Raw genomic sequence first — 13,537 nt, 5'->3', positions numbered from 1 at the left:
GAAAGATACGTTCTTTTGGCATAGTGATTGAACCGTAAAGGGACATTCTAATTTGAAGGTCTTTGCTTTGATTTCAAGCAATATTCAAAAGTGTAGAACTCAAATTGGTGTCGCTTTTATAAAAATTAATGACAAAAAGACTTAAATAATAATATGTCAAATCATAAAATACTTACTATTGACAATCTGTCACTTCAAGAATTTGATTCTGATGCAGATTTAATTCCACTTTTAACTCCCGAAGACGAAGAGGAAATGAATAACGAAGCTTTACCGGAATTGTTAGCCATTTTGCCATTGCGTAACATGGTTTTGTTTCCTGGTGTTGTTATTCCAATTACTGCGGGTCGTGACAAATCTATCAAACTGATCAACGATGCTAATGCTGCTGGAAAAACGATTGGTGTTGTGGCTCAAATCAATGAAGAAGATGAAGATCCTACTAAAAATGACATTCATAAAATAGGTACTGTTGCCCGAATTTTACGTGTTTTAAAAATGCCTGATGGCAATGTAACCGTGATTTTGCAAGGTAAAAAGCGATTCGAAATTGAAGATATCGTTGAAGAGTTGCCCTACATGACTGCTCAAATCAAAGAAGTTCCCGAAGAACGTCCGGCTAAAAATGATTCAGAATTTGTAGCTATTTTAGACTCGATGAAAGAGTTGGCCATTCAAATTATTAAAGAAAGCCCGAGTATTCCTAGCGAAGCTACATTTGCAATTAAAAACATTGAAAGTCAGTCGTTTTTAATCAATTTTGTGACTTCTAACATGAACTTGTTAGTACAAGAAAAACAAGATTTATTGGCTATCAATGAGTTAAAAGGCAGGGCATTAGAAACACTTCGTTATATGAATATTGAGTTGCAAAAACTCGAATTAAAAAACGATATTCAATCTAAAGTACGTTTTGATTTAGACCAACAGCAGCGTGAGTACTTTTTGCACCAGCAAATAAAAACCATTCAAGAGGAATTAGGGGGCGTTTCGCAGGAGGAAGAGATGGACGAAATGCTTCAAAAGTCACTCAAGAAAAAATGGGATGATAAAACCAAAAAGCATTTTGAAAAAGAACTTTCTAAAATGCGTCGTATGAATCCGCAAGCGCCTGATTTTGGTATTCAGCGTAATTATTTGGAGTTGTTTTTAGATTTGCCTTGGAATGAATTTTCTAAAGATAATTTCGATTTAAAAAGAGCACAAAAAATATTAGATCGCGATCATTTTGGATTGGAAGACGTTAAGAAAAGGATGATTGAACATTTGGCAGTTTTAAAATTGCGAAATGATATGAAGTCTCCAATTATTTGCTTAACAGGACCTCCGGGTGTGGGTAAAACCTCAATTGGTCGTTCCATTGCAGAAGCGTTGGGTAGAGAATACGTGCGTATTTCATTGGGTGGTTTGCGTGATGAATCTGAAATTCGTGGACACCGAAAAACCTATATTGGCGCTATGCCAGGTCGAATCATTCAAAGTTTGAAAAAAGCAGGTACATCAAATCCAGTTTTTGTTTTAGATGAAATTGATAAATTGTCAAATAGCCATCAAGGTGATCCATCATCAGCATTGCTTGAAGTTTTAGACCCAGAGCAAAACAATTCTTTTTATGATAATTTCCTAGAAATGGGTTATGATCTTTCAAAAGTCATGTTTATTGCCACTTCAAATAATATGGCAGCAATTCAGCCCGCATTGCGCGACCGTATGGAAATCATAAAAATGTCAGGATATACCATTGAAGAAAAGGTAGAAATTGCGCGCCAGCATTTATTCCCAAGACAGTTAAAAGAACACGGATTAACATCGAAAGACTTGACGATAGGCAAAAAGCAATTAGAAAAAATTGTGGAAGGCTATACCAGAGAATCAGGTGTTCGTGGTCTCGAAGGAAAAATTGCGCAAGTGATTCGTAATGCTGCGAAATCAGTTGCAATGGAAGAGGAGTACAATAAAAAAGTTACTGATGAAGATTTGGTAAAAACTCTTGGCGTAGCACGTTTAGAGAGAGATAAATACGAAAACAACGAAGTGGCGGGTGTAGTTACGGGACTAGCTTGGACCTCAGTTGGTGGTGATATTTTGTTCATTGAATCGTTACTTTCGCCTGGAAAAGGGAGCATGACCATCACAGGGAACTTAGGTACGGTGATGAAAGAATCGGCTACAATAGCGCTAGAATACATCAAAGCCAATACAAAATTATTAGGTTTAGAATCGGAAATTTTGTCCAAATACAACATTCACTTACACGTTCCAGAAGGAGCAACACCTAAGGACGGACCAAGTGCGGGTATCGCAATGTTAACTTCGTTGGTCTCTTTATTTACTCAAAAAAGAGTGAAGAAAAATTTAGCAATGACGGGCGAAATTACCTTACGTGGCAAAGTATTGCCTGTAGGCGGAATCAAAGAAAAGATTTTGGCAGCCAAAAGAGCTAACATCAAAGAAATCATTTTGTGTCACGAAAACAAAAACGATATTGACGAGATCAAGCCAGAATATTTGCAAGGATTGACATTTCATTACGTGAAGGAAATGAGCGAAGTTCTAGAGTTTGCTTTAACCGATCAGAAAGTTAAAAATGCCAAGACGTTGTAAAAACGTTTTCAATTAAAAGTTTAAAATCCAAATTCGACAGCTAGTAAAAAGCTTGTTGAATTTGGATTTTTTAATTAAAATAAACTTAATTCTACAACTGCAAGAGCGCATTTGTTTTTTGTACCAAAAGAGAAGGATAAAGTTTTGGCGCTTGTAGGTGATCGCCTTCGTAAATCCAAAGTTCTTTTTTTGATTTGGTGTTGTTGTACACTGTTTCGCATTGGCTAAACGGTACGTCTTTGTCGGTTTTAGAATGAATAAACAAAACAGGTACTGATTGTATGTTTTTGATGTCTTCTGCAGCAGAATAAGGCGAAGTTACATACATACGAATCATCTGGTGTTGCGCTTCGGGAGTTTTACTTACCGCAATTTCTGTAAAGGAGCTTATAACACCATCTACAATTAATCCACTTATTTTATCTTGGTTGTTTTTGGTTAAATTCACCGCAACTTGTGTTCCCATTGATGCGCCGTAAATGATGATTTTTTTGTTTTTAAAGTCGGGATTCTTTTGAATTTCATTAAAAACAGTTTGAGCATCTGATGCAATGTTGAGGTGCGTGGGTTTACCACTTGATTTTCCGTATCCTCTCATGCTGATCATGATCGCGGTATATCCGTCATTTACCAAAGGTTTTACATAGCCTGCATAATTCATACAATTGCCTCCTGCACCTTGAAAATAAAGCACAACTGCTTGCTTTGCTTTTTGTTTTGGCGATATAACAACAGTGTTAATAGTGTCGTTTTCTACATAATAATTTTGCTCCTTAAATTGTAAAGAATCAAGTGTTATTGTTTTTGCTTTTTTAGGATAGTAAAATTTGTCATCCATTTGCGCTTGCGTGGCTACTGTTGCTAAAAGTAATAAACTGCTGATAAGTAATTTTTTCATGGTCGTTGTGTTTTAGGTTTTAATTTCATGTCAAAAGTAGCGTGAGGATAATTTGTTGCAAAACAAAGCCTACTCAACTGTCGATTTTAAAGACTGAATTGTATCATTTTAAACTTTTCTTTTTCTAAAAAATAATATCTTCGCACAAGCGTTATCATTTTTGTACTTTTGCGCTCCTAAGACATGTTTAAAAAATTAATGATATCCAGTTTGTTACTCTACGGCAGCGCATCCATCGGGCAGATAGGTGGTCAAACGGTATATCAATTTTTGAACTTAGTAGCCTCGCCAAGGCAAGCCGCACTGGGTGGCAAAGTATTGACTATTTATGATAACGATGTCAATCAGGCGCATTACAATCCAGCCACCATCAATCCAGAAATGCACAATCAGTTAGCTATAAATTACGGAAGTTATTTTGGAGAATTATCTTATGGTACTGCTTCGTACGCCTATACGTATGATAGGCACATTCAAACTTTTCAAGCGGGTATTAATTACATCAATTATGGTAGTTTTGAAGGTTATGATGAGCAAGGTCAACCAACTGAGTCGTTTTCGGGTAGCGAAGTAGCGCTTTCAATGGGTTACGCATATAACGTTCCCTATACCGATTTGCATATTGGCGCTAGTGCTAAATTAATATCTTCAAGTTTAGAAACCTACCAATCATTTGGCGGCGCTTTAGATTTAGGAGCCTTGTATATTGACGAACGCAATGATGTAAATTGGGCGTTGGCCATACGAAATATCGGTACTCAATTTTCAACCTATAATGGTATTCGAGAAAAGTTACCATTAGAAATTTTAGTTGGAGTTTCACAAGAATTAGAAAATGTTCCTATACGCTGGCATTTAACATTAGAGAATTTACAACAGTGGAATGTTTCCTTTTCAAACCCCGCAAGAGCAGAACAATCATTTGATGGAACAGCAACTCCTGAAAAAGTTTCATTTGTAAACAACGCATTAAGACACGTAATCGCTGGGGTAGAGTTATTTCCTAATCGAGGTTTTAACCTGCGTTTGGGATACAATTTTAGGCGAGCCGAGGAGTTGCGAATTGTAGAGCAGCGCAATTTTTCGGGATTATCAGTAGGTTTTGGACTCAAATTAAACAAACTCAAATTCAATTATTCCTACTCAAGATATACACTTGCTGGTAATACGAGTCTTTTTGGACTCTCCATCAACTTTCAAGAATAAAACAATCGTTTCAACAATAAATAAATAAATTATTTTGACAAATAAAATCACCATTGCTATTGATGGCTTTTCATCAACGGGAAAAAGTACCTTGGCCAAACAGTTGGCGCAATATTTGGGATACGTATATGTAGATACAGGTGCTATGTATCGTGCGGTGACCTATTACGCGATGCAAAAAGAATATATTACAAGTGCTGGATTTGATGTTGCTGCTCTTGTGAATGATTTGCCAAAAATTTCATTACAGTTTCAGTTTAATCCTGCTTTGGGTTATGCTGAAATGTATTTGAATGGCGTACTTGTAGAAAAGGAAATTAGAACCATAGAAGTGTCAAATTTTGTGAGCAAAATTGCCGAAGTTTCCGAAGTTCGAGCCAAGTTGGTCGAGCAACAAAAAGAAATGGGTAAAAACAAAGGCATCGTTATGGACGGTCGCGATATTGGTACAGTTGTTTTTCCGGATGCAGAACTGAAAGTATTTATGACTGCTAGCGCAACTACTCGTGCGCAAAGACGTTTTGATGAGTTGGTAGCAAAAGGTGATGCAGTAACTTACGAAGAGGTGCTTAAAAATGTAGAAGAGCGCGATTATATTGATACACACAGAGACGATTCGCCTTTGGTAAAGGCTGATGATGCGATAGCGGTAGATAATTCTGCTTTGACTAGAGAGGAGCAATTTGCAGTTGTTTTAGATTTGGTAGCACAGCGTACTAAAAACATATAATTATTTGCAGATTTCATTTTTAATGGTAGATTTACGCCTTGTAAATTTTTTAAAGTATATAAAACAATTCATCTCATGGGAATTAAAAATAGATTGGTAATAATGAGTTTTCTCCAGTTTTTTGTTTGGGGAGCTTGGTTAATTACAATTGCAAATTATTGGTTTGGTACGAAAGGATGGGAGGGAACGCAGTTTGGATTGGTTTTTAGTACCATGGGAATCGCTTCTTTATTTATGCCAACGCTTACGGGTATTTTAGCAGACAGATGGATCAATGCTGAAAAGTTATATGGAGCACTACACATATTGTATGCTGCAGTTTTGTTTTATATTCCGCAAGTTACTACGCCTGAAAATTTCATTTACATTATGTTATTGGCTATGTGTTGTTACATGCCAACAATTGCGTTGAGTAATTCAATTTCATACAACGCGTTAAAAATAAACGGATTGGATGTGGTGAAGAGTTTTCCGCCTATCCGAGTTTTTGGAACCATTGGTTTTATCGCAGCAATGTGGATCACCAACTTAACAGGAAATAAAGCAACTGCTTATCAATTTTATATTGCAGGTTTAGCAGCGGTAGCACTTGGTTTGTATGCCTTTACTTTGCCGCCATGCAAACCACAACGATTGTCTAAAGAGAATGCTTCTTTAATGGAGACTTTAGGATTAGAATCGTTTAAATTATTTGCAAATTATAAAATGGCTTTGTTTTTCATCTTCTCTATGTTTTTGGGAGGCGCTTTGCAATTAACAAATGCTTACGGTGATGTTTTCTTGGATGAGTTCAAGCATTTCCCTAAATACGCCGATTCATTTGTAGTAGAATATTCTACAATTATCATGTCGATTTCTCAAATTTCTGAGACCTTGTTTATTCTAGCAATTCCGTTTTTCTTGAAACGTTTTGGTATCAAACAAGTAATGCTTATTAGTATGTTGGCTTGGGTATTGCGTTTTGGGTTGTTTGCTTACGGAGATCCAACAAGCGGTTTGTGGATGATTATTATGTCTTGTATTGTGTACGGAATGGCATTTGATTTCTTTAATATATCAGGTTCATTATTTGTAGAGACCAATACTGATGCTAAAAACAGATCGTCAGCGCAAGGATTGTTTATGATGATGACCAATGGAGTTGGAGCAGTTTTAGGTAGTTTTACCTCTGGTTGGGCAATTGATAAATTTTTTACCAAATCATTTGCAGGAACTGGTGATTTAGCAGCTTTCTTGCAAACCGAACCTACTAATGCAAAAATGGCTGAGTTTGTTACTAGTCAAGGTAAAACTATTGGGGCAGACGGTCTTTTTGATTCGGTTATACTAATGAAAGACTGGCATACGATTTGGCTGGCTTTTGCACTATACGCGTTAGCAATTGCAATAGCTTTTGCAGTTTTGTTTAAACACAAGCACAATCCTGAAGATGTAGAGCAAATTAGTCACTAAGATAAATCTAAAACCCGATACCATTTTGTATCGGGTTTTTTTATTCCAAAAATGCCTCTATTTCCTCAATAGCCCCGATTGCAGCGGCATCCTTTTTCAGGACTTGCAGTTCGCCGCAGCGAAGGGAAAGGACTGTAAAAGATAGAGCGGAAAGCGGGAACTTTCTCTACAAAAAAAGCCAATTTATTCGCTCCTGATAGTCAAATGATTAACTTTTGCCTAAAGTTTTGTGGTTTAAGATTAATGTGTTACTTTTGCACATCTTTTGGTGAATAAGAGTTTCCATTGGGTTGCAGTAAATTATACCAACAACTTCTGCTGTTTTCTATCACGTTATGAAGCTCGAGAAAATACAGAATACAAATTTTTAATCAGCATGTCTGAACAAGTAAAATCACAAGAAGAGTTTTTAGCAAATTTTAACTGGCACAATTTCGAAGAAGGTATTGATGCTGTTGATGAAAAAAACTTATTAGAGTTTGAAGAATTAGTTTCTAAAACTTTTATTGCAACTGATCAAGAAGAAGTTGTAGAAGGTACAGTTGTAAGAATTACAGATAGAGACGTTATCGTTGATATCAACGCTAAATCTGAAGGTGTAATTTCATTGAATGAATTCCGTTACAACCCAGCATTAAAAGTAGGTGATACTGTTGAGGTATTAATTGACATCCGTGAGGATAAAACAGGTCAATTAGTATTATCTCACCGTAAAGCACGTACTATCAAATCTTGGGATAGAGTTATTTCGGCTAACGAAACAGGTGAAATCGTTAATGGTTTTGTTAAATGCAGAACTAAAGGTGGTATGATCGTTGACGTTTTCGGAATTGAAGCGTTCTTACCAGGATCTCAAATTGATGTTAAGCCAATTAGAGATTACGATGTATACGTAAACAAAATGATGGAGTTCAAAGTTGTGAAAATTAACCACGAATTTAAAAACGTAGTTGTATCTCACAAAGCGCTTATTGAAGCGGATATTGAAATCCAGAAAAAAGAAATCATTGGTCAATTACAAAAAGGACAAGTATTAGAAGGTGTTGTTAAAAACATTACTTCTTATGGTGTGTTTATTGACTTAGGTGGAGTTGATGGATTGATTCACATTACTGACCTTTCTTGGTCTAGAATCAACCACCCATCTGAAGTTCTTGAATTAGATCAAAAATTGAACGTTGTAATCCTTGATTTCGATGATGAGAAAACAAGAATTCAATTAGGATTGAAACAATTAAACGCTCACCCATGGGATGCTTTAAATGCTGATTTGAAAATTGGTGATAAAGTAAACGGTAAAGTTGTTGTAATCGCTGATTACGGTGCATTTATCGAAGTTGCTGAAGGTGTTGAAGGTTTAATCCACGTTTCTGAAATGTCATGGTCTACGCACTTGCGTTCAGCTCAAGATTTCGTAAAAGTTGGTGATGTTGTTGAAGCTGTTATCTTAACTTTAGATCGAGATGACCGTAAAATGTCATTAGGTATCAAACAATTGTCTCAAGATCCTTGGACTGATATCACTGCTAAATACCCAGTAGGTTCTAAGCACACAGGTATCGTTAGAAACTTTACAAACTTTGGAATTTTCGTAGAATTAGAAGAAGGAATTGATGGATTAATCTACATCTCTGACTTATCTTGGACTAAGAAAATCAAACACCCATCTGAATTCGTAAACGTTGGTGAAAAACTTGACGTTGTAGTATTAGAGTTAGATGTTGACGGACGTAAATTATCTTTAGGTCACAAACAAACTACTGCTAATCCTTGGGATCAGTACGAAGATTCATTCGCTGTAGGAACTATCCACAATGGTGAAATTTCTGAAATTGTTGACAAAGGAGCTACTGTAGAATTCGGAGATGATATCGTTGCTTTCATTCCAACTCGTCACCTTGAAAAAGAAGACGGAAAGAAATTGAAAAAAGGCGATACTGCTGATTTCAAAGTAATCGAATTCAACAAAGAATTCAAAAGAGTAGTTGCATCTCACACTGCTATCTTCCGTGAAGAAGAAGAGAAAAATGTGAAATCAGCTTCAGATAACAATTCAGGTTCATCTACTAATGCACCAGCTGCAACTTTAGGAGATAACAATGATATGTTAGCTGCATTGAAAGCTAAAATGGAAAAATCAGAGAAAAAATAATTCTCCGTTTTTTTAAAATAGAAAGTCCCACAGCAATGTGGGACTTTTTTTTGTGCTTTAAAAGATTTATCTAATAAGAAAAGGTGTTAACTAAATCCAAAAGTATATATTTGATTTTTTAAAAATTACTGATGAAAAAAATCTACTTTTTGTTGTTAGCTCTTTGTTTTTTTAATGGTTTGAGTGCCCAGATTATTAATTTTCCTGATTCGAATTTTAAATCAAAGTTGCTTTCGGCAAGTTCGGGAAATACAATAGCTAAAAATTTACTAGGAAATTATTTTAGAATAGATTCTAATTATAATAATCAAATTGAACTTGCTGAGGCATTGCAAGTTAGTTATCTAGATATGAGTAATTCGACACTTTCTTCATTACAAGGTGTTTTGAGTTTTACCAATCTGCAAAGTTTAAATTGTTCAAACAACAAAATTACTTCTCTAGATTTAGGAGGTTTGATAAATCTTCAAAACTTATATTGTTCAAATAATCAAATTAGTTCATTAAATATTGCAGGCTTGAATAACCTTCGAGTTTTATTTTGTGATATTAATTACCTATCTTCAATTAATTTGAGTGGTTTAACAAATCTTCAAATTTTGAATTGTTCAAGTAATAATTTTTCATCCTTGAATTTAGGGGGATTGAAAAATCTCATTGATTTAGATTGTCATGATAATAGTTCTTATATCTCGACATTAGATCTAAGTGGATTGTCAAATCTAACGCGTTTAGATTGCAGTAATATAACCCTTAATAAATTAATTACAAGTGGACTGACAAGTCTTCAACAATTAAATTGTAGAAATAACAGCCTTATTACACTTGAACTTACAGATTTGATTAATCTAACTAATTTAAATTGCTCTACTAATAATCTCGTAACGCTGAATGTTAGTGGTTTAACAAATCTTCAAGTTCTAAATTGTTCTCGTAATATGCTGAAATCTATAGATGTTAAAAGTTCAAAAAAACTTCAAAATTTAAATTGTAGAGCAAATCCATTTGGTTCATTAGATTTAAATGGTTTGTCAAATCTAAATATTATTGACCTTGATTTTAACACAAGCTTAAAATCACTTTATATAAAGGACATTGGGTTTAATAGTAATGATCCAACTCATTTATTTAATTTTGACACTCAATTTGCGTTGCAATATATTTGTGCTAATTCTGGTCTAATTCCTTATTTGCAACAAAGAACATCTAAGTATGGCCAAAATGGTGCCAGTTATAATTGTCTGGTTATAGATTCCTCTTGTTCTTCCAATCCATATAGTGATGTTATTGTTAATGTTCCGGATGTAAATTTTAAAAATAATTTGGTGTATTCTAATTGTTTTACTGCTACCGCTAAAGATTTAACTGGCAAGATCATTCGGATTGATAAGAATGCTGATGGTGAAATTCAAGTCAATGAAGCATTACAAGTAAGTTATTTATTTATTACTTCAACACAACCTATTACTTCTTTAATTGGAATTAAAAATTTTACGAATCTTCAAAATTTGTATTGCAACCAGTTACAACTAACGTCGTTAGATTTAACTGGTTTGACTAAACTTCAAACTATTCAAGGATCTAATAATGCTCTTACATCTGTAAATGTCACAGGTCTAATAAACCTTAATAATTTGTATCTTGATTCTAATAAATTGTCACAATTAAACTTGAACGGTTTAGCTAATCTTAAAACTTTACATTGTAGTTCTAATCAACTGAAATCATTAAATTTAAGTGGGCTAGGTAATTTACAGACTTTAGAATGTTATTCGAATCTACTAAGTTCAATAGATTTGAGTGGTTTAACAAATTTATTAGATTTGAGTTGTCAAAGTAATAAACTTACTTCTTTGAATTTTAATGATTCAACAAAAATTAAATCTTTAGCATGTTATTATAATCTTCTTACAAATTTGGATGTTAGTAATTTGTTTAGTCTTGGCTCATTATATTGTAATAATAATCTATTAAAGTCATTGTTTTTAAAAAACGGTATCAATGAGAAAAATCTAGAATTTGGCAATAATCCTGGTTTAACTTATATATGTGCAGACGATACACAAATATCAAATGTAGAAGCACAAATTTTAACCAATAAAATGAGTGGTTGTAATGTAAATTCATATTGTTCGTTTACTCCAGGCGGAAATTTTTATACAATTAAAGGAAATAATAAATTAGACAGTAATGCTAATGGGTGTGATTTTTTAGATAATGGTGTCCCATATGTAAAATTAAAATTGATTAATGGTTCAATTTCTGGAAGTTTAATATCTGATGCTTCTGGAAAATATTCAATTCCACTACAAGCAGGAATGTACACTATAACTCCAGCAATAGAAAACTCAAATTATTTCACTATTTCTCCATCAACAGTAAATGTCAATTTCCCAACTCAAACCAATCCTAATATTCGAGATTTTTGTATTACGCCAATTGGTGTACATCCGGATTTAGAAATCACATTATTGCCATTACAAAACTCTAGACCAGGTTTTGATGTTGAATATAAAATAGTATATAAAAACAAAGGAAATCAAACACAATCTGGTTCCGTAAATCTAACTTTTGATGATACTAAATTAGATTTTATTTCAGCGATTCCAGTTGCAACTGATCAAAAAGTAAATAGTCTCTCTTGGAATTTTACAAATCTTAAGCCGTTTGAAAGTAAGGAAATAATCTTTACATTAAATGTAAATTCCCCAATGGAAATCCCTGCAGTAAACAATGGGGATATTTTGGATTTTACAGCAAACATAACTTCGGTAGTTATTGATGAAACCCCAATTGATAACATATTTACTTTAAATCAAACTGTTGTTGGTTCATACGACCCAAATGATAAAACTTGTTTGGAGGGCAATAAAATCAAACCAGAATTAATTGGGCAATATGTACATTACATGATTCGTTTTGAAAATACAGGAACTTATGCAGCACAAAACATTGTTATAAAAGATATGATTGATTTGTCAAAATTTGATATTTCAAGTTTAATTCCAACTAGTTCAAGTCATTCTTTTGTTACTAAAATTTCTGATATAAATAAAGTTGAATTCATTTTCGAAAACATCAATCTTCCTTTTGATGACGCAAATAATGACGGTTATGTTTCTTTTAAAATCAAAACAAAGCCAACTTTAAAAGTTGGAGATTCATTTACCAACGAGGCTAATATTTATTTTGATTATAATTTCCCAATAGTTACAAATAAAGCTATATCAAAATTTGAAACAACTTTAAATATTCAGGACTTTGATTTTTCTAATTATTTCAGTTTGTATCCAAATCCAGCAAATGAAGAATTAAATATTATTGCTAAACAAAATATAGAAATACAGTCTTTAACAATATATGATATTTTAGGACAAGTAGTTATTGCTGTTCCTAATGCTAAATCAGTCTCAAAAATCGATGTTTCCAAACTTTCATCCGGTAACTATTTTGTAAAAGTAAAATCAGATAAAGGATTTTCAAGTAAGAAGTTTATTAAAAATTAAGTTTAAGAATATCAGAGAAAAAATAATTCTCCGTTTTTTCATAAATAGAAAGTCCCACAGCAATGTGGGACTTTTTTTGTGCTTTAATTTTTCTAGGAGCTTTGTCCTGCTATTCGCTGCAATCTTTTACAAAGCTTCTAGCCAAAAGGCTAAAAGCTTTGTGAAAGGATTTACGCTGCTATCAGGGCTAGGGAATTCGTTTGCAGTACATGCATTCTTTATAAATTTCACCTATTTTATATTCATTCAACTTTAAAATTTACTCAGAATTGTACCAATTTACATTCGTGTGAATCTGTGTAATTCGTGTTTTATTTTATAGCAGTAAATATCTTTAATGGTATCCTATTTCTAATTAACTGCTAATAATTGAGATTCTTCTGGTGTAAAATCGTTAATGATCGCGTAAGTATCAATTTTGGCAATAGCCATTTCATCTAAAATGTCAACTAGATTTTTATAGTTGCATTTTTTACTAGGTTTTATAATCACAATTGGTTCTCTTGACGGATCGCCGTAAATCTCTTGAATTAAATGTTTTTTATTTTGCAATTCTTTTCGGATTCCATGTGAATCGTAGGATAATGTTTTGGGTTTTTCATTAGGGTAGCTTAAAAGTCCATGGTAGCTTACTAGCCTGTTATTATTGTCTAGTAAAATGGTAATCATGCGAATGTCTGTTCCTGATCCACAATTTGTTCTACCATCCCATTCTGGATTCTTATCAGGTAAGCCCATGCTCATAGTTTTTGGCTTTGCCAAATCAATAGTGACCATAAAAAATACGATCAAAAGAAAAGATACGCTAACCATTGCAGTAAGGTCAACTCTTGATTCTAGTTTTTTGCTTCTAATTTTTTTTAGTTTCTTTTCGCTATTCGGGTTAAAATCTTCCATAATCGTTTTGATTTAAATTGATAGTAGTAGCAAAATCGTTTTTCAATTGTACTAAAGGTACAAAAAAATCATTCTTGCAGAATAATTTTACT

At 33.6% G+C, this 13,537-nt stretch carries 8 protein-coding genes; 6 read left to right on the top strand and 2 right to left on the bottom strand.

From position 1 onward, the window contains the following. Window positions 1-153: 153 nt before the first annotated feature. Window positions 154-2,604, top strand: coding sequence for an endopeptidase La (gene lon / locus G9Q29_RS14275; RefSeq protein ID WP_166138937.1), 2,451 nt, complete (start codon window positions 154-156; stop codon window positions 2,602-2,604). Window positions 2,605-2,695: 91 nt separating this feature from the next. Here the strand turns inward: lon and G9Q29_RS14270 are convergent, their stop codons facing one another. Further along, window positions 2,696-3,502 carry an alpha/beta hydrolase gene (locus tag G9Q29_RS14270; protein ID WP_166138934.1) on the bottom strand — a complete coding sequence of 269 codons (807 nt, stop codon included), beginning with the start codon at window positions 3,500-3,502 and terminating at the stop codon, window positions 2,696-2,698. Between the two features lie 183 nt (window positions 3,503-3,685). Between G9Q29_RS14270 and porQ the strand changes: the two genes are divergently transcribed. The 5 genes from porQ (at window position 3,686) to G9Q29_RS14245 (ending at window position 12,548) form a co-directional block, all read left to right on the top strand. Further along, a complete protein-coding gene (gene porQ / locus G9Q29_RS14265; RefSeq protein WP_166138931.1) occupies window positions 3,686-4,708 on the top strand; it encodes a type IX secretion system protein PorQ in 1,023 nt (340 codons plus the stop codon). Between the two features lie 34 nt (window positions 4,709-4,742). Beyond that, window positions 4,743-5,438 carry a (d)CMP kinase gene (gene cmk / locus G9Q29_RS14260; RefSeq protein ID WP_166138928.1) on the top strand — a complete coding sequence of 232 codons (696 nt, stop codon included), beginning with the start codon at window positions 4,743-4,745 and terminating at the stop codon, window positions 5,436-5,438. A 75-nt stretch (window positions 5,439-5,513) separates the two neighbouring features. Continuing rightward, window positions 5,514-6,890, top strand: coding sequence for a nucleoside permease (locus tag G9Q29_RS14255; RefSeq protein WP_166138924.1), 1,377 nt, complete (start codon window positions 5,514-5,516; stop codon window positions 6,888-6,890). Between the two features lie 376 nt (window positions 6,891-7,266). Then, window positions 7,267-9,042: a 30S ribosomal protein S1 gene (rpsA, locus tag G9Q29_RS14250; protein ID WP_166138921.1), complete on the top strand. Its 1,776-nt coding sequence runs from the start codon at window positions 7,267-7,269 to the stop codon at window positions 9,040-9,042. 131 nt (window positions 9,043-9,173) lie between these two features. Further along, window positions 9,174-12,548 (top strand): DUF7619 domain-containing protein, encoded by a 3,375-nt coding sequence (locus G9Q29_RS14245; protein WP_225872953.1) that lies wholly within the window; start codon window positions 9,174-9,176, stop codon window positions 12,546-12,548. Between the two features lie 351 nt (window positions 12,549-12,899). On the opposite strand, the gene G9Q29_RS14240 is transcribed toward G9Q29_RS14245, so the two are convergent. Then, complete coding sequence (locus tag G9Q29_RS14240) at window positions 12,900-13,445, bottom strand: ExbD/TolR family protein (RefSeq protein WP_166138918.1); 546 nt, start codon at window positions 13,443-13,445, stop codon at window positions 12,900-12,902. Window positions 13,446-13,537: the final 92 nt, after the last annotated feature.

The organism is Flavobacterium turcicum, assembly GCF_011365745.1.
Lineage (GTDB): Bacteria > Bacteroidota > Bacteroidia > Flavobacteriales > Flavobacteriaceae > Flavobacterium > Flavobacterium turcicum.
Note: the sequence above shows the minus strand (reverse complement) of the source record. Positions and strands in the feature narration are given on the sequence as shown.